Raw genomic sequence first — 20,103 nt, 5'->3', positions numbered from 1 at the left:
GTGAGGGGACCGACGCGGTGCGCGACCACCCGAGATGCGGTCCCGCGGGGCCCTGGAGCATCCTGTCTGTGTGACGTCGCACCGCGAGGCCGGCCCGACCCCGTCGGCCCGGACCGGGGACGTTCCTGGGAACGTGGAGGCCGACGGGCGGCTGCTGGACGCCCTGCCTCTGGTTCTGGCCGAGGGCACGCTGCGTTCGATCGAGGCGGTCGGAGGCTACGCGGGCACCGTCTATCTGCGCTCCGGGACACCGGATCTGCTGCGCATGGCGGCGCTCGCCGGACTCCCCGGCGAGTTGTTCCGGCCCTGGTGGCGCATGCACGCGAACCGTCCGTTCCCGGTGGCCGAGGTACACCGCTCGGGCCAGCCGGTGCACCTCTCCGACGTCGACGAGGCCATGCGCCAGTTCCCGCAGCTGGTGGCGAGCCTCCCCTTCCCCTTCGCCTCCCTGTACGCGCCGATCGTCAGCGGCCGGGAACGCTTCGGGGTGCTCGTGGTGCTGCGCACGGCGAGCCCCGGCGTACCGGTGAACTCCCGGGACCGGATGCGGATGGCGCGGGAGGCGCGCCGGCTCGGGGACACCCTCATGAACCTCGCCGAGAGCGGCACGGTCGTCGAGTGGCCCGGCGAGCCTGTGTGCGTCCAGCTTCCCTCGGGCGGTACGAAGCCGGTCCGCATCGGCTACTTCGACTGGGACCTGACCACCGGAACCGTCACCGCGGACGCCGGGCTGCGGGCGATCATCGGGGAGAGCACCGACGACCCGTTCCCGGGGACCATGGAGGCGCTGACGGCGCGCCTCGCTCCGGAGGACAGCGCCGCGCTGTGGACCATGGCCCGCCGCGCGGCCGAGTCGGGTGCCCAGATGGCGCGCCGGATCCGGCTCAAGGGCCCCGACGGCGGGCTCCACCTCCTGGAGGTCTCCGCCCGCGCCGCGGGCGACCGGCCGGGGCGGTTGAAGGGGTCCCTGGTCGACCTCGGCACCGGTCTGGTCGGCTCGGACGCCACCGACCGGCTGCCACGGGCCATCATCGCGATCGACCGCCTGGGCCGGATCACGTACGTGAACCATCTGACCGAGGCCCTCCTCGGCAGACCCCGCGCCTCGCTCGCCGGGCTGACCATGTGGGAGGCCCTGCCGTGGTTCAGCCATCCCGCGTACGAGGAGCATCTGCGCGCGGCGCTGCTCTCCGACGAGCCCGTGCACTTCCTGGCCCACGTACCCGACGGGGAGTGGCTGTCGGTCTCGCTCTACCCCGGCCACGACGGCGTCACGATCGTGCTGCTCCCCGAGACCGACCCGGCCTACAAACCCAGTTCGGTCGCCCAGCCGGACTCCGGTCTCGGCTCGCCGGCGGACCGGGCATCGGCGCTGTACCGGCCGGTGGCGCTCGCCATCGCGCTCAGCGAGGCGGTCACGGCCCGCCAGGTCTCGTCGGTGGTGACCGACGAGCTGCTGCCCGCGTTCGGCGGCCGGCAGCTCGCGATCTATCTGCTGAGCGAGCGTCATCTGTACCTGGCCTGGGAGACCGGGTTCCCACCGGGCTTCCTGGAGCCCTTCGACGGTGTGGGGCTGGACGCCCACCTGCCCGGCGTCGAATCGCTCACGACCGGCCGGCCGCTGTTCTTCGAGTCGATCGAGCAGATGAGCCGCGCCTATCCGGAGCTCCCGCTGGACGCGCTCTCGGGGGCCCGCGCATTCCTGCCGCTGATCGCCTCGGGCCGGCCGGTCGGCTCGTGCATCCTCGGCTTCGACCGGCCGCGCGGCTTCAGCCCGGAGGAGCGGACGGTCCTGACGGCGTTGGCCGGGCTCATCGCCCAGGCCCTGGAGCGGGCCCGGCGGTACGACAGCGAGGCCGCCCTCGCCCGCGGCCTGCAGGACGCGCTGCTCCCGGCGCGGCTGCCGGTCCGCGACCACGTCGACACCGTGGCGCGGTATCTTCCCGGCACCACGGGCATGGACGTGGGCGGCGACTGGTACGACGTGGTCGAGACCGGGCAGGGGCTGCTGGCCCTGGTGGTCGGCGACGTCCAGGGCCACGGTGTGGCCGCGGCGGCGACGATGGGTCAACTGCGGAGCGCGGTACGGGCCTTCGCACTCGGCGGCCAGTCCCCCGAGGACGTGCTGATGGGTACGAACCGGCTGCTGATCGACCTCGATCCAGGACAGTTCGCCAGCTGCTGCTACATGGTGCTCGACCCGGCGACGGGCGTGGTCCAGGCCGTTCGGGCCGGGCATCCTCAGCCACTGCTGCGGCGCCCTGACGGCTTGGCGGAGGTCCTGGAGCTGGCGGGCGGTCTGGTCCTGGGGATCGACGCCGAGGCCACGTATCCGGTGACGGAACTGCACCTGGAGCCCGGGGCGGTCCTCGCGCTGTACACGGACGGTCTGGTGGAGCGTCCGGGCCGGGACATCGACGAGGGGACCGAGTGGCTGCGCCGGACCTTCTCCGTCACCGGGTCGATCCCCCTCACGGAGACGGCGGACCGGCTGATCCGGGACGCCCGGCAGGCCACCGACCGCCCGGACGACATCGCGGTCCTGCTCGCCGCCCGCTGGACACACTGAGCGGTCGCCCAACCGTGCGGGGGGGCCTCACCCGGTCGGCCCCGTGGCGCTGGTCGGCGGGGCCGGTGCCGGAGACGCTGGGGGCATCAGACAGGCAGCCCGAGGAGGACGTGTGCAGCAGGACAAGCAGCCGGAGTACCGCCCCGTGGTCTTCCGCGACCGCTCCGCCGGGTTCGCCTTCCTCACCCGGTCCACGGCGACGAGCGAGCAGACCATCGAGTGGGACGACGGCAACAGCTATCCCGTGGTCGATGTCGAGATCTCCTCCGAGAGCCACCCGTTCTACACGGGCAAGGCGCGCACGGTGGACACCGAGGGCCGTATCGCGAAGTTCGAACGCCGGTACGGGGAGGGCGACGAGGAGTCCTGACCCGCCAGGTCGGCTCCGCCCCCGCGGACCGCCGCCCGCGGGAAACGGACGAACGCCCCCGCGTGGTGCTCTGCGGGGGCGGTCGTACGGATGCGGTACGGCTCAGGCCTCGACGACGCCGGACGCGGCGACGGCGATCTTGGCGCTGGTCGCGCCGGAGCGGGAGCCGAGGGACTCGATCTTCTTGACCAGGTCCTGGCCCTCGACGACCTCGCCGAAGACGACGTGCTTGCCGTCGAGCCACGGGGTGAGGACCGTGGTGATGAAGAACTGGGAGCCGTTGGTGTTGCGGCCCGCGTTCGCCATCGACAGCAGGTACGGCCGGTCGTGCTTGAGGGTGAAGTTCTCGTCGGCGAACTTCTCGCCGTAGATGCTCTTGCCGCCGGTGCCGTTCTGGTTGGTGAAGTCGCCACCCTGGAGCATGAACTCGGGGATGACGCGGTGGAACGGGGAGCCGGCGTAGCCGAAGCCGTGCTCGCCGGTGGCGAGCTCACGGAAGTTCTTCGTCGTCTTCGGGACGACGTCGTCGAACAGCTTGAAGACGATGCGGCCCGCGGGCTCGTCGTTGATCGTGATGTCGAAGTAAACGTTGTTGCTCATGGGGACATCCTGTCATTCCCGCTCACGCTGCGCGCGCACGGGCTGCCCTTCGGAGGGTCACACCAGTCCGCCGGCGTCCGGAGTCTCGGGGAGGCTGTCGGCCACGAGGGGGGCGGCTCCGTCCAGCAGGGGGCCGACCGGATTGTCGTTCTGCAGGAGTCCGGTGGTGCCGGTCGCACCGTGGTCCGCCGCGGAGGCGTGCGGCGGCGGGGTGACGAGGGCCGTGACGACACCGGCGGCGAGGGAGGCGATGGCGAGCATGCTGCGCTTCTTCATGCCCTGGTCAACTACCGAGAGGCCGAGGGGTTACGGTCCGCGGCCCAGGTGAACGGAACGCGGACTTCATATCGCCCGAATTCACCTCAAAACCCGTGCAACCGTATGGTTGTGGTGGATGTCTTTCCTACTGACACCACTGTCCCCGTAGCAGCAGAGATGGGGGACGTCATGCTTCACCGTCAGAGCCTCGCGGCCGCGGCCGCCGGCATCGTTCTGGCCGCAGGGATCGGTGCCACGATCCCCGCCGGAGCCTCCACGGAACGGTCGGGGGCGACGGCGCCGCCCTCGACCGCTCTCGTGGTCGACGCCCGCTGGGGCGGGCACTCCACCTTCGACCGGCTCGTCGTCGACGTCCGGGGCACGATGCCCCCGGTCACCGTGACGCCGGTCCCGGCACTCCACTACGACGGCTCGGGCCAGCGGGTTCCGCTCGCTGGAAAGTACTTCCTCGAGATCAGGCTCTCCCCCGCCGCCGCACACGACGAGTCGGGCCGCTCCGTCTACCAGGGCCCCCGGCTCCTGAAGATCTATCTCCCCACGCTCAAGGGCGTCGCCCTCACCGGCGACTTCGAGGGTGTGGTGACCATCGGGGCGGCCTTCGACACGAAGCCCGTCTACAAGGTCCGCACGCTGCACTCCCCCGAGCGCGTCGTGCTCGACATCAACCACCCGGTCGGCTGCCGGGTCTGAGGGAGGACACCCCGGCGGGGCCGTACCGGTGACGCCCCCGCCGGGCCGTCCGAGGCCGTCCGCTCAGAGGTCCGTGCCCGACTCCACGTACACGGTCGCGCCGGCCCGTCGTGCGCGGTCGATCTCGACGAGCCGGGCGAAGCTCGCCGGCGTCATCTCCCGCTCCCACTCGGCGAGGCTGCGGAGACGGAACTCGCTGTGCTCGTCCGGGTCGAGGACGACCCCGGCGAGCTGTTCGTCCGTCAGGACGCCCCCGTCGAAGATGAATCCGATGTGATTGGCGGGCCACTCCTCTCCCCGGTCGGAGACGAAGTGGGTGCCGATGAGCCTCGGCTCGCCCTCGAAGACGATCCCGGTCTCCTCGTGGCACTCGCGGACCGCGGTCTGCCACGGCGTCTCCCCGGGGTCCATGTTCCCGCCGGGCCACTGCCACAGCTCGGTGCTGTAGGTCGCGCGCAGTTGGAAGGGCCGGCCGCCGGTGTCGGTGAAGTACAGACAGGCGTACGCCGTCGCCCTCGGCAGCGTCGCGATGTAGTCGGCGGGCGGCAGCCAGGTGTTCGGCATGGGTCAGCTCTCTTTCGACGGGCCGGGTGAAACACCTCCATCCAACCGTTCGCCCCGCCCCTGACCGGGGCCTCGCGATCATGTCCACCGGATCGTGTGATCGGTCAGGCGAGGTCGTCCGGCAGTTCCGCGGGCAGCCGGTCGATATGGCGCCGGACCAGGTGTTCGTGGATGAGGCGGCCGACGAGGGCGGCGCCGTAGACCACGAAGCCGACGCCGACGAGCCAGGACTGCAGCACGAGGACGGTGCCGAACGGTCCGTACGTGAAGGCGTTGGAGACGATCAGCGGGGAGAAGACGAACTGGGAGAAGATCCGCAGTCCGAACAGCCCCAGAGCCGTGCAGACCGCGCCCGGGGCGAGGGCGCGCCAGCGGATGCGGCCGCAGAGCAGGAAGCGCTGCGACCACCAGAAGAAGAAGAACGTGCCGGCCACATCGCCGACGGCGACCAGGACGGTGGTGGCCGTGGAGGACTGCGCGGGCACGGGGGCGGTGACGAAGAGGAGGAGCGCGACGACGAGGACGGCGAGCCAGACGACGTGGCGCCACATCGTGTGCCAGCGGGCGGTGGGGATGTCCCAGATCCGTTCGTAGCCGGTCTGGACGGCCGACCCGAAGGTCACACCGAACGCGGCGAGGGCGGCGAGGCCGAAGGCCGTGGTGCGCTGCAGGGCCTGCCCCGGCTTGCCGAAGAGCTCCTCGACCTCCTCCTGCGAGACCTCGGCGACGCCGAGCCCCTGGATCAGCCAGCGGGCGAAGCCCTGGCCGCTGGCGAGGTCGGCCGCGGCGACGACGATGAGCAGCGGGACGAGCGTGAGGAGGCTGAGCGCCGCGAAGCCCATGGCGCGATGCATCAGCTCCACCTCGCGGCCGCGGTTCCAGGCGAGCCCGACGACCGAGGTGAGGACGGACCGGTGGAGCCGACGGAACCAGTGACCGTGCTCGGTGGGGGCACCGTCGTGGGGCGCACCGGGAGTGGGGGGCATGCCACGGGGAGTACCCGCCCAGGCGGCAGGACCCCTCCGACATGCCGCCGAACGGGGGATGAAGGCCCGTCGTGGACTGCGGTGTACGACGGGATGAGGGGCGGGCGGACCGGTCGTGGGCGCGCCCGCCCGGTGTCGGTGGGTTCAGGTGCGGGCGGGCGTGAGACAGGTGCGGGTGCAGCCGTCCGGTGCCGCGTCCGGGTGTCCTGACGACGCCTGGAGCGCGGCGCTCACCAGGGTCGCCAGCAGGTCGATGTCGGACCCCATGTCCAGACGGACCGTCACCCACCCCGAACCGGCGCGCAGTCGCACGGCGCTGGACCCGAGAAGGGCGGGGCGCAGTTTCGCGATCATGGCTCGGGTGAGGTGGACGTCGGCCTCGTGCTCGCCGTGGAAGTGCACGATGTCGTGCGTCGCGCTACGCAGCCCGAGCTCGGCGCCGCACTGGGCGCGGCCGGGGGCCAGCGAGGGCCAGCTCATCAGACGTTCACTGGCGTGCCGGGCGGTGTTCATACCCAGGAGCGTGCCGGGACGGAGGGGCTTGCACAAGCGTCCGGCGGAAAGAATCGCACCGAGTGGTGAAAACCGGCCGTCCCTGGTCACACACGGCATCTGCCGTCTCACAACGTGCTTCGTGGCGACCGCCGTTCGGGCCGGTCGGAGTGGGTTTCCCGGTGGAGGGCGTGAAAGTGCGGTCGGGAACGGACGACGCGAAAGCACCGGTGGAGGCGTCTCGCGTTCAGGACGGCGGGTTGACGCCGGCGTAGACGACCTCGAACTCCTCGACGCTCCTCGTGATCACGCGCGCCTGCGCGGTGGCCTCGCCTCTGATCGCCGCCACACCGGCGCGTGAGGCGGCCAGGGCGTCGCGGTCGCTCCAGACGACGCCCACCATCGCCCGGCCCTTGGCGCGGTCCACGAGCAGGGACGCGCCCTCGAAGCCCGCCAGCGCTTCCAGCCTCGGCAGCGCCATGTCCCGGAAGATTTCGGCCAGGGCGTCCGTTCCGGCGGGATCGAACTCCAGGCGTGCCAGCCGGAACCATGCGCCGGGTCCGACGGACCGGGGCGGCCGGGCCACGGCCGCCTCCCAGTTGTCGACGGCCGCGGTCTGGGCGAACGGCGCGAGCTGCCTGGCCCGCGTCTCGCGGAGCACCTCGTCGCTGGCGTCCCTGGACCTCTCGTCCTCCCACCACGTCGCCGCCAGGAACTTGCCGAGCTCCCGGTCGACGAACAGCCCCATGCCCCGGAACCCCGGCTGCTCCGACACCAGGGCACGGCCCTCCGAGGCGGTGGTGTCGACCGCGGCGCCGAGCTGGGCCGGATCTCCTGTCGCATACAGCGTGCGTACGTACACGGCGGTCCCTTCGTCCTGCTCGGCGTCACGCCCGCCGGGGGCTCGCCGATCGTGGCGGACCCGGCTGGACCCGCTCCCGTTCCATGCGATGGCCTCGGCGGACGGTCGGCAAGGGGGCCGGGGCGTCCGGGTGACCGCGCCCCCCGGCCGGCCCACCGGGCCGTTACGGCTGGGAGCGCTCCCGGATGCGGGCCGCGAGGACGGCGACGTCGTCCTCGGCGTGGTGCGCGTCGAGCCGCTGGAGGACCTCGTCGACGAGCTCCTCGGGGCTGGATCCGGGACGCAGGCGGAGCGAGGACAGCCGGGCGAGCGAGACGTCGATGTCCTCGCCGCGCCGCTCGACCAGGCCGTCCGTGAAGAGCACGAGCGTGTCGGCCGGGGCGAGGGTGCGGGTCACGGGTTCGTAGCCGCCGACCCCGGTGCCCAGCGGGGGGCCTACGGGGAGGTCGACGAGGTCGGCGGAGCCGTCCGCGGCGAAGACGGCGGGCGGCAGGTGGCCCGCGCTGGCGAAGGTGGCCGCGCCGCGCGCCGGGTCGACCTGGACGAGCAGGCAGGTCGCGGGGCGCAGCCCGCCGTCGTCGGCGATGACGGAGTCGAGCTGGCGGAGTACGCGGTGCGGCGGCAGGTCGGTGGAGGCCACGTCGCGCAGGGCGGTGCGGTACGCGTTCATGTCGACGGCGGCGTCGAGGCCGTGCCCCATCACGTCCCCGACGACGAGGAGGCTCCGGCCGAAGTGGAGCCGTACGCTCTCGAACCAGTCACCGCCGACCAGCGTCCTGGCGCCTGCCGGCAGATAGCGGCCCGCGACCTCCAGATTGGGGTGGGGCCGGCCCGGCTCGGCGACCAGCGCCTGCTGAAGGTGGAAGGCGGTGCGTTCGGTGGCGGCGAGCCGGCGGGCGTGGCCGAGGTGGACGGCGGCGAGCCGCGCCGCGTCGTGCACCATGGCCGTCTCGTGCTCGTGGAGGTCGTGGGCCCGGGCGCTGACGGCGCTGACGGATCCGACGACGCGCCCCTGCCGCTCCAGGGCCACGGACACGACCCGGACGGGGTCGCCGCCGGGGGCCACGTCCGCGTAGGTGCGGGGAGCCCCCCTCTCCTGCCACGGTTCCACCCGGTCCACGAGCTTGGGGTCGCCGGCCACGGCGAGGCGTGCCCAGCCGGGCTCGTCCTCGGGCCGTACGTCCACGGCCGCCGCCTCGAATCCGTGCCGGCAGAGGAACCCGGCCAGGCCCTCACAGACACTCTGCTCGTCGGAGTGCGAGCCGATCTCCTCGATCGCGTCCGTCGCGGCTCGCAGCCGGGCCAGGACCGCCGCGTGCTCCTCGACCAGGGAGGCCTGTTCCCCCGCTCGCTCCGACAAGACACCTCCACCGCCGCGACGGCCCCGAGAAGCGCACAGCGCACACATCCCATTGGACCAGCGGGGCGACCTGCCCGCGCGCCGCACCGGCCGAACCAGGAGTTCATCACATTCCGTGACCCCGTGGCCAGATCATCGTGCCGGTGACCTCGGCCGCACGTGTGGTCCGCACGGTTGTGCAACGTGGCGGGAACTGATCGAGTACGCCTATGGCTACCGGCCAGTACGGAACCGCGATGCTTCTGGGGGAACCATGACGACGACCGCGTACTTCAGCTCCGTCGACGACGTCTCCGAGCGGCTCGCCGCGACCGGTTACCTGGCCTCGCCCGCCGTCGCGACCACCGTCTTCCTCGCCGACCGGCTGGGCAAGCCCCTCCTCGTGGAGGGTCCCGCCGGGGTGGGCAAGACCGAACTGGCCAAGGCCGTGGCCCAGGTCGCCGACGCCCGGCTCGTGCGGCTCCAGTGCTACGAGGGCGTCGACGAGTCACGGGCCCTGTACGAGTGGAACCACGCCAAGCAGCTGCTGCGGATCACGGCGGGCCGCGACGAGACCTGGGACGAGACGCGCACGGACATCTTCAGCGAGGAGTTCCTGCTCCCCCGCCCGCTCCTCACCGCGATCCGCTCCGCGGAGCCGACCGTGCTGCTCATCGACGAGACGGACAAGGCCGACATCGAGGTGGAGGGGCTCCTCCTCGAAGTACTCAGCGACTTCCAGATCACCGTGCCCGAACTGGGCACCATCACCGCGACCCGGCGCCCCTTCGTCGTTCTCACCTCCAACGCCGGGCGCGAGCTGTCGGAGGCGCTGCGCCGCCGCTGTCTCTTCCTCCACATCGGCTTCCCCGAGGAGGAGCTCGAACGCCGGATCGTGACGTCGAAGGTGCCCGGGCTCGACGCGGCCCTGGTGGCCTCGCTGGTGCGCGTGATCGGCGCGCTCCGCGCGATGGACCTGCGCAAGGTGCCCTCGGTCGCGGAGACCATCGACTGGGCCCGGACGCTCCTCGCCCTCGGCGCCGACGCCCTCGACGAGACGGTGGTCCGCGACAGTCTCGGCGTGATCCTCAAGCACCAGGACGACATCCAGAAGGCGGCCGCCAAGCTCGACCTGGACACGCTGTGACCACGGCTCCGGCCGGGGTGACACCCCGGCTCACCGGTCTGGTGCACGCGCTGCGGGCCCACGGCCTGTCGATCGGCACGGGCGAGAGCGTGGACGCGGGACACGCCCTGGAGGCGGTGGGCTTCACCGACCGGGAGCGGATGCGGGAGGCACTCGCCGCCACGCTGCTCCACAAGGAGGGACAGCGCCCGCTCTTCGACCGCGTCTTCGACCTGTACTTCCCCCTCACCTCGACCGGCCCGGACGAGGTCGCTGCCGCCCCTTCCACCGCCTCGGCCGGTGCGTTCGACACGGCGGCGCTGCGCGACCGGCTGGCCGCCGCCCTGGCCGCCGACGACCGCTCGGCACTCACGCGGCTCGCGGGCGAGGCGGTGGGCGGTCTCGGCGGGTACGGCTCCGCCCCGGGCTCGGACGGCTGGTCCTCGTACCAGACGCTCGCCCGGCTGCGGCCCGAGACCCTGCTCGCCCGTGTCCGGGCCATGCTCCGTGACGCGGCCGCGGACGGACCGGAGTTCACCGACCGGCTCACGGACGACGAGATCCGGCGGCGCATCGAGGCGTTCCGTGAACGGGTACGGACCGAGGCACGGCGCCGGGTCGCCGAGCGGCAGGGCCGGGACCGGGTCGCGCGGCGCGCGGTCGCCGGCACCCCGGACAGCGTCGACTTCCTGCTCGCCGGGCGGGCCCAGCTCGACGAGTTGCGGACGACCGTACGGCCACTGGCGCGGAAGCTCGCGACCCGCCTCGCGGCACGCCGGCGGCGCGCCGCACGGGGCCGCATCGACCTGCGGCGCACGCTGCGCGGTTCGCTGTCGACCGGCGGCGTGCCGATGCGGCCGGTGCTGCGGCGCAGACGTCCCGCGCGCCCCGAACTCGTCCTGCTCTGCGACGTGTCGGGGTCCGTCGCGGGGTTCGCGAACTTCACCATGCTGCTGGTGCAGGCGCTGCACGACCAGTTCAGCAGGGTACGGGTGTTCGCCTTCGTCAACCGGGTCGACGAGGTGACCGACCTCATCGCCCGGGGTGCGGCGGACCCGGCGGGCCTCGGTGCCCGCATCCTCGACGAGGCGGTACTGACCGGCTGGCACGGCCAGAGCGACTACGGAACCGCGCTGGGCGAGTTCGACGAGCGGTACGCCGAAGCCGTCGGCCCGCGCACCGTCGTCTTCGTCCTCGGCGACGCCCGTACGAACATGAGCGACCCGAACCTGGCGGCGTTGAAGCGGATCGCGGACCGGGCTCGCCGGGTCCACTGGCTCAACCCCGAGCAGCCCGCGCTGTGGTCGACGGGCGACTCGGCCGCCCTCGCCTACGCCGAACTGGTCGACATGCGTCCGTGCCGCAACGCGCGCCAGCTGAGTGACCTCGTCGGCAGGCTGCTGCCGGTGTGAGCGCCCGCGTGGCACCATCACGCGTGTGACCACACCTGAGGAACCCGCCACCGACCTGCCGCGCGGGATCGGGGCGCCCGCCACGCGGGCGCTGACCGCCGCCGGCTACACCACGCTCGACGCGCTCGCAGGAGTGCCGGCAACCGAACTCGCGGCTCTCCACGGAGTGGGCCCGAAGGCGCTGCGCGTGCTTCAGGAGAGCCTGGAGGAGCGCGGCCTCTCCCTCGGCTGAGCCTCGGGCTCAGGCGGCGCCGCCGCTTCTGCGCTCGTCCTCCTCGTCGACGATCTCGGCGTCGACGACGTCGTCGTCGGCCTTGGCCTCACCCTGCGGCGCGTCGCCGCCGGCGGCCTGCGCGGCCCGGGCGTCGGCGTACATGGCCTGGCCGAGCTTCTGGGAGACGGCCGCGACCTTCTCGGTGGCCGTACGGATCTCCGCGGTGTCCTCGCCGTCGTCGGACTTGGCCTTGAGCTTCTCCTTCAGCTCGGCAACCGCGGCCTCGACCTCGGTCCTGACCTCACCGGGGACCTTGTCCTCGTTGTCCTTGAGGAACTTCTCCGTCTGGTAGACGAGCTGCTCGCCCTGGTTGCGGGACTCGGCGGCCTCGCGGCGGGCGTGGTCCTCGTCCGCGTACTTCTCGGCCTCTTCGCGCATCCGGTCGACCTCGTCCTTCGGCAGCGAGGAGCCACCGGTGACGGTCATCTTCTGCTCCTTGCCCGTGCCCAGGTCCTTCGCGGTCACGTGCATGATGCCGTTGGCGTCGATGTCGAAGGCGACCTCGATCTGCGGGACGCCACGCGGGGCCGGCGGCAGACCGGTCAGCTCGAACATGCCGAGCTTCTTGTTGTACGCCGCGATCTCGCGCTCACCCTGGTAGACCTGGATCTGCACCGACGGCTGGTTGTCCTCGGCCGTCGTGAAGATCTCCGACCGCTTGGTCGGGATCGTGGTGTTGCGCTCGATGAGCTTGGTCATGATGCCGCCCTTGGTCTCGATACCAAGCGACAGCGGGGTCACGTCGAGGAGCAGGACGTCCTTGACCTCACCCTTGAGGACACCGGCCTGCAGGGCGGCGCCGATGGCGACGACCTCGTCCGGGTTCACACCCCTGTGCGGGTTCCTGCCCGTCAACTCGCGTACCAGCTCACTCACCGCGGGCATGCGCGTCGAACCGCCCACGAGGATCACGTGGTCGACGTCGGACACGTCGATCCTGGCATCCCGTACCGCTTGGTGGAACGGCTTCTTGCAGCGCTCCAGCAGGTCGGCCGTCAGCTGCTCGAACTGAGCACGCGTCAGTCGCTGCTCCAGGTGCAGCGGACCCTCGGCGGACGCCGTCACGTACGGCAGGTTGATCGCCGTCTCCGTGGCCGCGGACAGTTCGATCTTCGCCTTCTCGGCCGCCTCGCGCAGCCGCTGGACCGCCATCTTGTCCTTGGTCAGGTCCACGCCGTACCCGTTCTTGAACTCCTTGACCAGGTGGTCCACGATCCGCTGGTCCCAGTCGTCACCACCGAGGTGTGTGTCGCCGTTGGTGGCCTTCACCTCCACGAGCCCTTCGCCGATCTCCAGGAGGGAGACGTCGAACGTGCCGCCGCCGAGGTCGAAGACGAGGATCGTCTGGTCGTTCTCCTTGTCGAGGCCGTAGGCGAGCGCGGCGGACGTCGGCTCGTTGATGATCCGCAGCACGTTCAGGCCGGCGATCTCGCCCGCCTCCTTCGTGGCCGTGCGCTGGCTGTCGTTGAAGTACGCGGGCACCGTGACGACCGCGTCCGTCACGTCCTCGCCCAGATGGGCCTCCGCGTCGCGCTTCAGCTTCTGCAGCACGCGCGCCGAGATCTCCTGAGCCGTGTACCGGTGGCCGTCGATCTCGCCGCTCTCGGGGAAGCGCCACCGCGCGTCGCCGACGTGCCGTTTCACCGAGCGGGCGGTCCGCTCGACGTTGGTCACCGCCTGCCTCTTCGCGACGTCGCCGACCAGCACCTCGCCCGTCTTGGCGAAGGCGACCACGGACGGCGTCGTCCGGCCACCCTCGGTGTTCGTGACGACCGTCGGCTCGCCTCCCTCGAGCACGGAGACCACCGAGTTCGTCGTTCCGAGGTCGATACCGACTGCGCGTGACATGGCCCTCTCCTCAGCCCGTCGCCCCCGTCTGGCACCTACCCCCACACGGCCCGATCATGGAGGGGGACGTCCCGATTCGGTCGACGCCCGGAACGGTCGGTGAGGTGCGATGGCGCGGGTGACGGTGGACGACGCCGGGTACATCGTCGTCCGGCTCTCCCCGCGCGAGAAGCTGGCCGCGCGCCGCCGGGACGTACGCGTGCCGGTCGGCGCCCTGCGGGAGGTACGGATCGAGCCGGACTGGTGGCGCGCGCTGCGCGGAAGCCGCGGCCGCGGGCTGTGGATCCCCGACCGGATCTGCGTCGGGATCCGCATCCTGCCGGACGGCCGGGACTTCGTGGCGGTGAAGCCGGGCACTCCGGTCGTCTGCGTCGAGCTGCGCCGGGACGCGCCCTTCGGCCGGCTGGCCGTCTCCCATCCCGATCCGGAGCGGGCGGTACGGGAACTCGCCCCGCACGTCCCCACGGACCTGCTGAAATGAGGCTGGTCGGCTCTGCCGCGATCAGGCGGGACTGACGTTCTCCGCCTGGGGTCCCTTGGGGCCCTGCACGACGGTGAACTCGACCTTCTGCCCTTCGGTGAGTTCGCGGTAGCCGGTGCTGGCGATGGCCGAGTAGTGGACGAAGACGTCCGGGCCTCCGCCGTCCTGCTCGATGAAACCGAAGCCCTTCTCGGCGTTGAACCACTTCACTGTTCCGGTTGCCATGGTGATCTCCTCGGCACGGTCGAACACCTCCATCCTCCCTCGGCGCGGGCCGGAAGTCCCGGCGGGTAGCGTGGCGGCATGGAACTCATCGGAGACATCACCGCCGACCGGCCCCTGCTCGTCCTTGCCGTCAAGGAAGAGGCGCAGTTCCTGGAGACGGATCTGCCGATCCTGCTCACCGGAATGGGCAAGGTGAACGCGGCGTCCTCGCTCGCCACCGTCCTGGGCCGGGGACCGCGCCCGTCGGGCATCGTCAACCTCGGGACCGCCGGGGCACTGCGGCCGGGGTGGACGGGTACGCACGTGGTGGGCACGGTGATCCAGCACGACCTCGACGGGGAACTGCTCGCGACCCTGACCGGTGAGACGTACGGGGCGCCGCTCACCCTGTCGGACGGCGGTGACGTGACGCTGGCGACCGGCGACGCCTTCATCTCGGACGAGGCGGCCCGCGCCAGGCTCGCGGCCCGTGCTCCGCTGGTCGACATGGAGGGCTACGCCCTCGCGAGCGCGGCGGTCCTGGCCGGGGTGCCGATCCGGATCGTCAAGCACGTGAGCGACGAGGCGGGCGACGGAGCGGCGAGGACCTGGCGGGAGTCGGTCGCGGAGTGCGCCCGGTCGCTGGCGCGGTGGGCGGCGGAGAACACCCCGTACCACTCCTAGGAGACCGCCACCCCAGGAGCCCCTGGAGCCCCTGGAACCGGCTGCGCCGACACAGACGTGGCCGGGCCGAAGCGCCGGCGGTACGCGGACGGGGAGAGCCCCGTCTCGCGGTTCATCAGGGCGCGCAGATGGGCGGCGGTGCCCAGGCCGCTGGCTCGGGCGACGACGTCGAACCGGGTCTCACCGCGCTCGATCAGCCGACAGGCGAGAGTCACCCGCTCTCGCGTGAGCCAGGCGAGCGGGGTGGTGCCGAGCTGCGCGCGGAACCGGCGGTGCAGTGTCGCCGGGCTGACCGCCGCCCGGGCGGCCAGGCCGGTCACGGTGAGTGGGGAGTCGAGACGCTCCTGTGCCCAGGCCAGGAGCGGGGCGAGGGACTCGTCGGGGGCCTCGGGGACCGGCCGCTCGATGAACTGCCGCTGACCGCCGTCCCGGTGGGCCGCGAAGACGAGCCGGCGGCTGACCGCGTTGGCCGCCTCGGCGCCGTGGTCACGGCGGACGACATGGAGCCCGAGGTCGAGGGCCGCGGCGCTGCCGGCGGCGGTGAGGATGTCGCCGTCGTCGACGAACAGGACGTCCGGTTCGAGACGTACGGAGGGGAAGCGGGCGCGGAAGCGGTCGGCCCACTGCCAGTGGGCGGTGGCCCGCCGGCCGTCGAGGACTCCCGCCTCGGCGAGGGTGAAGGCCCCGCTGCAGAAGCCGATGAGGCGGGCGCCTCGCCCGTGGGCGCGGCGGACGGCGTCGAGGACGGCGGGCCTGCGGGGCACCTCTACGTCCGGGCGGTTGGGAACGATGAGCGTGTCCGCGGTGTCGGCGGCCTCGAGCCCGGCGACACCGCTGAGGGTGAAGAAGCCGTCGCGCATGAGGGTGTCGGGCTCGGGCGAGCAGAGCCGGAAGTCGTACAGATCGCGGCCGAGTTCGGGGCGGCGCAGACCGAAGACCTCGGTCGCACAGCCCAGTTCGAAGGGGTTGGAGTTGGCGTCGACGATGACGACGACACGGTGCGGCCCGCCGTGCGAGGATCCTTGCGACATATGCTATTTCTAGCACTCACGCTGGGTGACGGCCACCGGCCAGGATGGCCTCATGAGCAGGAAAACCGCTGATGACAGCGCTCCCATCGCCCTTGCCACCGCCTTCGCGTCCTTCGATGAGCTGTGGAGCCCGCGCATCGTGACGCGGGTGAACGACTACGACGTGCGCGTGGCGAAGGTCGCGGGCGAGCACGTGTGGCACGCCCACGACGACACGGACGAGTTCTTCCTGGTGGTCGAGGGAGAGCTGCACATCTCGTTGCGCGAGGACGGCGCGGAGCGGACGGTGACCCTCCCCCGGGGCTCGGTCTTCACAGTCCCCCAGGGCGTGGAGCACCGCCCGTACGCCCCCTCCGGCGCGGCGATCCTGATGTTCGAACCCACGGGCACCCTCTCGGTCGGCGACCGGCACGAGGAGATCCCCGGCCACGTGGACGCGACGACGGGCCACGCCCTGGACGCGTGAGCCCCGGCGCACGAGGCACCGAACCCGTCACGGACGACGCCCCTTGCCCGGTTCTCCACGTTTGGGACGGGCGGCCCGCAGGCGTACGCGCGTGGCTCCGCCGTGGCGTCCCGTGCGGGTGGCCGACGCGCGGACGATCCTGGAGGGGTGGGCACCGCCCGGAGGCCGCGCGGCGGTGCGGGTGGTGCGCCTGTGCGCCCCCGATGCGGACGCGAGGGCCGGGCCGCCTTCCGCGCACGATGCCCACCGCGGGCTTCGAGGGAGGCGGGACACATGAGCGATTCCGAGGGACGGTCCGGGGCGGACGCGGGCAGGGGCGGGGCGGACGGGGCAGGCCTCACCGTCGGCAAGGCGCGGTTCGAGGACATCTACGACCAGCCCGACCCACGGGCCTACTTCCGGCGCCTCGCCCCGCTGGAGTACGAGATACCGCAGCGGGCACAGGGCGCGTTCCGGCGCGCGGCGGCCGAGCGGGACGGCGGGACGGTCCTCGACCTGTGCTGCTCGTACGGGATCAACGCCGCTCTGCTCAACCACGACGTCACGCTGGCCGAGCTGTACGCGCGCTACACCGACCCGGCGGTGAGCGGGCTGACGGCCGCCGAACTCGCCGTGGAGGACAAGGGGTTCTACGCGTCCCGGCGCCATGCGGATGCCGTCCCGGTCGCCGGCCTCGACGTCGCGGGCAGCGCCCTGCGCTACGCCCGTGAGGTGGGGCTCCTGGACGACGCGTTCGCGGAGAACCTGGAGGGGGGCGCGGCACCGAGCACCCGGTTGCGCGCCGCGATGGCGGACGTCGGTCTGATCACCCTGACCGGCGGCGGCAGCTATCTCACCCGGCGCACCTTCGCGGCGCTTCTCGAGTGGGCGGGCAGGCCCCTGCGGGTGAGCGCGTTCGTCCTGCGGACGGTGTCGTACGAGCCGATCGCCCAGTGCCTCGCGAGTTACGGGCTGCGGACCGTCTGCGACCCGTCGCGCACCTATCCCCAGCGGCTCTTCACGGACGCGAGCGAGCAGCGCTACGCGGTCGAGGCGGCGCGGGCGCTGGGCGCGGATCCGGAGGGGCGTGAGTCGGCGGGCCGCTTCCACACGGTGCTGTACGAGTCGGCGCCCGGGGACCTGAGCCCCTGAAGGACCCGAGGGCCTGGGGGCCTGGGGGCCTGGGGGCCTGGGGGCCGGCTAGGGCTGCCGTACGACGAGCACGGCGGCGACGTCGTCGTCGACACCGTGGTCCGCGTAGGCGGTCAGCTCGTCGTGGAGCAGGGTGGGGACACGCGCGCCCGGCTCGTCCACCCAGTGACGCATCCGCTCCTCCAGGGGGTAGAAGGTGCCGTCCCGGTCGCGGGTCTCGCTCACCCCGTCGGTGTAGAGGAGCAGCCGGTCCCCCGGCACGAAGGGGACCTCCTCCACATGGTGGCCGGAGTCGAGGAGGGCGGACAGGTTGACGGGCAGGGACGGGTCGGAGAAGGAGACCGGCCGCACGTCGGCGCCGTGCTGGAGGAACGGGGCCGGGTGCCCGCAGCTGAGGAGGCGCGCGACGGCCTCGTCGTCGGGGATCTCGACGAGGACGACGGTGGCGAAGCGTTCGGCCGCGTCGGAGTCGGGGTCCCAGGCCGCGTAGCGGCCGAGGCCCTCCTCCAGGCGGTCGGCGAGGGCAGGCAGGTCGGGCGCCTCGTCGACCGCGGCCCGGAAGGAGCCGAGCAGGACGGACGCGGTCTCCACGGCGCCCAGCCCCTTCCCCTGGACGTCTCCCAGCATGATCCGTACGCCCCCGGGCACGTGGACGGCCTCGTAGAAGTCGCCGCCGATCCGGGCCTTGGCCGCGGCGGCGACGTACAGCAGGTGGAGGTCGACGGGTCCGAGCCGCGGCGGCAGGGGGCGGAGCACGACCCGCTGGACGACCTCGGCGACGGCGGTCACCTCGCGCAGGTCCCGCTCGTAGCGGAGCCGGGCCCGGCTGACCCACGCGGCGGCCACGGTCACCGCCGCCAACGCGACCAGGTTGGCCGCGATGACGGGGAAGAAGGGGTCCTCGCTGGTTACCCCGAGCAGCGCACCCAGGGCCATGGCGACCACGCCGATGAGGACGGTTCCCCGGACACTCCACGTCACGGCGGCGAGGGCGGGGGCGGCCCCGAGGAGCCGGTCGTAACGTTCCTCGTTCGCCGAGAGGAGGTCGGCGACCACCGTCACGGCCATGACCAGCACCGGCAGGACCCGGCCGATGACGATCTGTTTGCGCGGCCGCGCCCCGGGGCCGCCGCGGTGAGCACCAGAGGGCATTTCGTGATCGTACGCAGCGGTGGTGGTGTGGCCGGGGTGCCCGCGCCGCGCTGGCGTGTCCGGGCCGGACACGCCGGCGCGGCGAATGCTCAGCCTGAGGTGGAGACCGGGGTGGAGGCTGAGGCTGAGGCTGAGGCTGAGGTCGAGACTCGCCCCGGAAGCCCGAGCGCCGCGGCGGCGCCGAGAGCCGCAAGACCGGCCAGCACGAGCAGCGTGGTTCCCATCGCCGGGACGAAGGCCGAGTCCGGGTCGAGCGTCATCAGCAGGGTCGCGGCGGCGACGCCGAGCGCGGGGCCGATGTTCATGGCGGTCTGCTGGAGTCCGCCGGCCACTCCGGCGTCGGCCACCGGGGCCTGGTGCACGACGACAGCGGTGGCGGTGGCCATGACCGTGCCGAACCCGGCGCCCAGCAGCGCGAAGCAGACACCCGTCGGCACCGCGGTGGCGGACTCGTCGAGCCGGGAGAGCAGGAGCACGCCGACGGCGAGCAGGGCTGCGCCCCCGATGGTCGTACGACGAGCACCGAACCGCCGTTGCAGCAGGGCCGAGGCGGGCGCGCCGAGCACCATGAGGACGGCGAGGGGCAGCACCCACAGGCCGGTCGACAGCGGGTCGAGTCCGCGGACGTCCTGGAGGAAGTAGGTCGCCACGAACAGCGCACCGTTGAGGACGGCCGAGGTGGCGAGCAGTGTGGCGAGGCCCGCCACGACGGGCCGGGAGCGCAGGAGGGCGGCGGGCAGGAGAGGCCGTGCGGTACGCCGCTCGTGCCGGGCGAAGGCCGCTCCCGCCGCGACGGCGGCGCCGAGGGCGGCAACCGTCGGCGTCGTCCAGCCCGCTTCCGACACCGCGACGAGCACGTGGACCAGACAGGCGAGCGTCACGGCGAGCAGGACGGCGCCGGGCAGGTCGAGTGCGGCTCGCGAGCCTGCTGCCGCCTTCACCGGACCGCCGTCCCGGTGACCCGGATGCGCCGGGCCGCCTTCGGGGGACGCAGACGGGTCCACAGGACGGGTGACGGCTGCCAGGAGTCCGATCGCGAGTGCGGGGATCGCCGTCACGGCGAAGACCGCGCGCCATCCGAAGGCCGTGACGAGGGCGCCGCCGACGATCGGGCCCAGGGCCGCCGCGAGGCCGATCGCGCTCATGCGCAGGGCGATGGGCATGGCGAGGCGGTCGGGCGGGAAGGCCGCCCGGAGCATGCCGAGGGTGGCCGGCTGCAGGAGCGCGCCGAACACGCCTTGGAGGACGCGCAGGGCGATCACCCAGCCGATCCCCGGTGCGAGGGCGATCGCGGCGGAGGTGGCGGCGAAGCCGAGGGTGCCGAGGGCGAAGAGCCGCCGGTGGCCGTACGCGTCTCCCAGCCGGCCCGCGAAGACGAGCAGGCTCGCGACCGCGACGAGATATCCGGTGCTGGTCCACTGGACCTCGGCGAAGTCCGCGTGCAGATCTCGCTGGAGCGTGGGCTGGGCGATGGTGAGCAGGGTGCCGTCGAGGGCCACGACCGCGGCGCCCATGACGCTGCAGGCGAGGGTCGCCCACCGTT

The 20,103-nt window shown here is 72.5% G+C and carries 22 protein-coding genes; 10 read left to right on the top strand and 12 right to left on the bottom strand.

Annotated features, from left to right (window positions below; genetic code table 11):
• The first annotated feature begins 70 nt into the window (after positions 1-70).
• Positions 71-2,569 carry a SpoIIE family protein phosphatase gene (locus ACFVGW_RS09630; protein ID WP_385851505.1) on the top strand — a complete coding sequence of 833 codons (2,499 nt, stop codon included), beginning with the start codon at positions 71-73 and terminating at the stop codon, positions 2,567-2,569.
• A gap of 112 nt (positions 2,570-2,681) precedes the next feature.
• Positions 2,682-2,939, top strand: a complete 258-nt coding sequence (locus ACFVGW_RS09625; RefSeq protein WP_352190040.1) for a type B 50S ribosomal protein L31 — start codon at positions 2,682-2,684, stop codon at positions 2,937-2,939.
• Between the two features lie 102 nt (positions 2,940-3,041).
• Here the strand turns inward: ACFVGW_RS09625 and ACFVGW_RS09620 are convergent, their stop codons facing one another.
• Together ACFVGW_RS09620 and ACFVGW_RS09615 are read right to left on the bottom strand one after the other, a co-directional pair.
• Positions 3,042-3,539: a peptidylprolyl isomerase gene (locus ACFVGW_RS09620; protein ID WP_352190039.1), complete on the bottom strand. Its 498-nt coding sequence runs from the start codon at positions 3,537-3,539 to the stop codon at positions 3,042-3,044.
• A 57-nt stretch (positions 3,540-3,596) separates the two neighbouring features.
• Positions 3,597-3,815, bottom strand: coding sequence for a hypothetical protein (locus ACFVGW_RS09615; protein WP_385851504.1), 219 nt, complete (start codon positions 3,813-3,815; stop codon positions 3,597-3,599).
• A 171-nt stretch (positions 3,816-3,986) separates the two neighbouring features.
• On the opposite strand from ACFVGW_RS09615, the gene ACFVGW_RS09610 reads away from it, so the two are divergent.
• Positions 3,987-4,508 carry a hypothetical protein gene (locus tag ACFVGW_RS09610; protein ID WP_385851503.1) on the top strand — a complete coding sequence of 174 codons (522 nt, stop codon included), beginning with the start codon at positions 3,987-3,989 and terminating at the stop codon, positions 4,506-4,508.
• A 63-nt stretch (positions 4,509-4,571) separates the two neighbouring features.
• On the opposite strand, the gene ACFVGW_RS09605 is transcribed toward ACFVGW_RS09610, so the two are convergent.
• From ACFVGW_RS09605 to ACFVGW_RS09585, 5 genes are all read right to left on the bottom strand, one after another.
• Complete coding sequence (locus ACFVGW_RS09605; protein WP_383296818.1) at positions 4,572-5,072, bottom strand: NUDIX domain-containing protein; 501 nt, start codon at positions 5,070-5,072, stop codon at positions 4,572-4,574.
• 104 nt (positions 5,073-5,176) lie between these two features.
• Complete coding sequence (locus ACFVGW_RS09600) at positions 5,177-6,058, bottom strand: YhjD/YihY/BrkB family envelope integrity protein (RefSeq protein WP_383229065.1); 882 nt, start codon at positions 6,056-6,058, stop codon at positions 5,177-5,179.
• Positions 6,059-6,202: 144 nt separating this feature from the next.
• A complete protein-coding gene (locus ACFVGW_RS09595) occupies positions 6,203-6,571 on the bottom strand; it encodes a luciferase family protein (protein WP_352190034.1) in 369 nt (122 codons plus the stop codon).
• Positions 6,572-6,797: 226 nt separating this feature from the next.
• Positions 6,798-7,412, bottom strand: coding sequence for a hypothetical protein (locus tag ACFVGW_RS09590; RefSeq protein ID WP_385851502.1), 615 nt, complete (start codon positions 7,410-7,412; stop codon positions 6,798-6,800).
• 163 nt (positions 7,413-7,575) lie between these two features.
• Positions 7,576-8,772 carry a PP2C family protein-serine/threonine phosphatase gene (locus ACFVGW_RS09585; protein WP_385851501.1) on the bottom strand — a complete coding sequence of 399 codons (1,197 nt, stop codon included), beginning with the start codon at positions 8,770-8,772 and terminating at the stop codon, positions 7,576-7,578.
• 253 nt (positions 8,773-9,025) lie between these two features.
• On the opposite strand from ACFVGW_RS09585, the gene ACFVGW_RS09580 reads away from it, so the two are divergent.
• Genes ACFVGW_RS09580 through ACFVGW_RS09570 form a run of 3 tightly spaced genes read left to right on the top strand, consistent with a single transcriptional unit; the run spans position 9,026 to position 11,521 of the window.
• Positions 9,026-9,898, top strand: a complete 873-nt coding sequence (locus tag ACFVGW_RS09580) for an AAA family ATPase (RefSeq protein ID WP_385851500.1) — start codon at positions 9,026-9,028, stop codon at positions 9,896-9,898.
• A complete protein-coding gene (locus tag ACFVGW_RS09575) occupies positions 9,895-11,289 on the top strand; it encodes a VWA domain-containing protein (protein ID WP_385851499.1) in 1,395 nt (464 codons plus the stop codon). Before ACFVGW_RS09580 ends, ACFVGW_RS09575 begins: the two co-directional genes overlap by 4 nt.
• A 25-nt stretch (positions 11,290-11,314) precedes the next feature.
• Positions 11,315-11,521, top strand: coding sequence for a helix-hairpin-helix domain-containing protein (locus tag ACFVGW_RS09570; RefSeq protein WP_352190029.1), 207 nt, complete (start codon positions 11,315-11,317; stop codon positions 11,519-11,521).
• 9 nt (positions 11,522-11,530) lie between these two features.
• Here ACFVGW_RS09570 and dnaK read toward each other — a convergent pair whose 3' ends face one another.
• Positions 11,531-13,411 (bottom strand): molecular chaperone DnaK, encoded by a 1,881-nt coding sequence (gene dnaK / locus ACFVGW_RS09565; protein WP_385851498.1) that lies wholly within the window; start codon positions 13,409-13,411, stop codon positions 11,531-11,533.
• A 109-nt stretch (positions 13,412-13,520) separates the two neighbouring features.
• Between dnaK and ACFVGW_RS09560 the strand changes: the two genes are divergently transcribed.
• Positions 13,521-13,892 carry a hypothetical protein gene (locus tag ACFVGW_RS09560; RefSeq protein WP_385851497.1) on the top strand — a complete coding sequence of 124 codons (372 nt, stop codon included), beginning with the start codon at positions 13,521-13,523 and terminating at the stop codon, positions 13,890-13,892.
• A gap of 21 nt (positions 13,893-13,913) precedes the next feature.
• On the opposite strand, the gene ACFVGW_RS09555 is transcribed toward ACFVGW_RS09560, so the two are convergent.
• On the bottom strand, positions 13,914-14,117 hold the full coding sequence (locus ACFVGW_RS09555; RefSeq protein WP_383229058.1) for a cold-shock protein: 204 nt from the start codon (positions 14,115-14,117) through the stop codon (positions 13,914-13,916).
• Positions 14,118-14,195: 78 nt separating this feature from the next.
• On the opposite strand from ACFVGW_RS09555, the gene ACFVGW_RS09550 reads away from it, so the two are divergent.
• Complete coding sequence (locus ACFVGW_RS09550; protein ID WP_385851496.1) at positions 14,196-14,780, top strand: nucleosidase; 585 nt, start codon at positions 14,196-14,198, stop codon at positions 14,778-14,780.
• On the opposite strand, the gene ACFVGW_RS09545 is transcribed toward ACFVGW_RS09550, so the two are convergent.
• Entirely contained in the window at positions 14,777-15,811 is a 1,035-nt protein-coding gene (locus ACFVGW_RS09545) for a GlxA family transcriptional regulator (protein ID WP_385851495.1), read from the bottom strand. The genes ACFVGW_RS09550 and ACFVGW_RS09545 overlap by 4 nt on opposite strands.
• Before the next feature lie 52 nt (positions 15,812-15,863).
• On the opposite strand from ACFVGW_RS09545, the gene ACFVGW_RS09540 reads away from it, so the two are divergent.
• Positions 15,864-16,277 (top strand): cupin domain-containing protein, encoded by a 414-nt coding sequence (locus ACFVGW_RS09540; RefSeq protein ID WP_385851494.1) that lies wholly within the window; start codon positions 15,864-15,866, stop codon positions 16,275-16,277.
• A 273-nt stretch (positions 16,278-16,550) separates the two neighbouring features.
• Positions 16,551-17,408: a hypothetical protein gene (locus tag ACFVGW_RS09535; protein WP_385851493.1), complete on the top strand. Its 858-nt coding sequence runs from the start codon at positions 16,551-16,553 to the stop codon at positions 17,406-17,408.
• 48 nt (positions 17,409-17,456) lie between these two features.
• Here ACFVGW_RS09535 and ACFVGW_RS09530 read toward each other — a convergent pair whose 3' ends face one another.
• The gene (locus tag ACFVGW_RS09530) at positions 17,457-18,560 is read right to left on the bottom strand and encodes a PP2C family protein-serine/threonine phosphatase (protein WP_385851492.1); all 1,104 of its coding nucleotides are present in this window, start codon (positions 18,558-18,560) and stop codon (positions 17,457-17,459) included.
• 89 nt (positions 18,561-18,649) lie between these two features.
• A complete protein-coding gene (locus ACFVGW_RS09525; protein WP_385851491.1) occupies positions 18,650-20,074 on the bottom strand; it encodes an MFS transporter in 1,425 nt (474 codons plus the stop codon).
• Positions 20,075-20,103 lie beyond the last annotated feature (29 nt).

Origin of the sequence: Streptomyces sp. NPDC127129, from assembly GCF_042671585.1 — a bacterium.
Lineage (GTDB): Bacteria > Actinomycetota > Actinomycetes > Streptomycetales > Streptomycetaceae > Streptomyces.
This window is presented reverse-complemented; position numbering and strand designations above follow the sequence as displayed.

What these genes read in the sequence shown, in the direction of transcription:
- ACFVGW_RS09600 (WP_383229065.1), bottom strand. Translation starts at nt 6,058, where the DNA reads ATGCCCCCCACTCCCGGTGCGCCCCACGACGGTGCCCCCACCGAGCAC.
- ACFVGW_RS09605 (WP_383296818.1), bottom strand. Translation starts at nt 5,072, where the DNA reads ATGCCGAACACCTGGCTGCCGCCCGCCGACTACATCGCGACGCTGCCG.
- ACFVGW_RS09550 (WP_385851496.1), top strand. Translation starts at nt 14,196, where the DNA reads ATGGAACTCATCGGAGACATCACCGCCGACCGGCCCCTGCTCGTCCTT.
- ACFVGW_RS09615 (WP_385851504.1), bottom strand. Translation starts at nt 3,815, where the DNA reads ATGAAGAAGCGCAGCATGCTCGCCATCGCCTCCCTCGCCGCCGGTGTC.
- ACFVGW_RS09595 (WP_352190034.1), bottom strand. Translation starts at nt 6,571, where the DNA reads ATGAACACCGCCCGGCACGCCAGTGAACGTCTGATGAGCTGGCCCTCG.
- ACFVGW_RS09555 (WP_383229058.1), bottom strand. Translation starts at nt 14,117, where the DNA reads ATGGCAACCGGAACAGTGAAGTGGTTCAACGCCGAGAAGGGCTTCGGT.
- ACFVGW_RS09535 (WP_385851493.1), top strand. Translation starts at nt 16,551, where the DNA reads ATGAGCGATTCCGAGGGACGGTCCGGGGCGGACGCGGGCAGGGGCGGG.
- ACFVGW_RS09610 (WP_385851503.1), top strand. Translation starts at nt 3,987, where the DNA reads ATGCTTCACCGTCAGAGCCTCGCGGCCGCGGCCGCCGGCATCGTTCTG.
- ACFVGW_RS09580 (WP_385851500.1), top strand. Translation starts at nt 9,026, where the DNA reads ATGACGACGACCGCGTACTTCAGCTCCGTCGACGACGTCTCCGAGCGG.
- ACFVGW_RS09560 (WP_385851497.1), top strand. Translation starts at nt 13,521, where the DNA reads ATGGCGCGGGTGACGGTGGACGACGCCGGGTACATCGTCGTCCGGCTC.
- ACFVGW_RS09525 (WP_385851491.1), bottom strand. Translation starts at nt 20,074, where the DNA reads ATGGGCGCCGCGGTCGTGGCCCTCGACGGCACCCTGCTCACCATCGCC.
- ACFVGW_RS09540 (WP_385851494.1), top strand. Translation starts at nt 15,864, where the DNA reads ATGAGCAGGAAAACCGCTGATGACAGCGCTCCCATCGCCCTTGCCACC.
- ACFVGW_RS09620 (WP_352190039.1), bottom strand. Translation starts at nt 3,539, where the DNA reads ATGAGCAACAACGTTTACTTCGACATCACGATCAACGACGAGCCCGCG.
- dnaK (WP_385851498.1), bottom strand. Translation starts at nt 13,411, where the DNA reads ATGTCACGCGCAGTCGGTATCGACCTCGGAACGACGAACTCGGTGGTC.
- ACFVGW_RS09545 (WP_385851495.1), bottom strand. Translation starts at nt 15,811, where the DNA reads ATGTCGCAAGGATCCTCGCACGGCGGGCCGCACCGTGTCGTCGTCATC.
- ACFVGW_RS09530 (WP_385851492.1), bottom strand. Translation starts at nt 18,560, where the DNA reads ATGCCCTCTGGTGCTCACCGCGGCGGCCCCGGGGCGCGGCCGCGCAAA.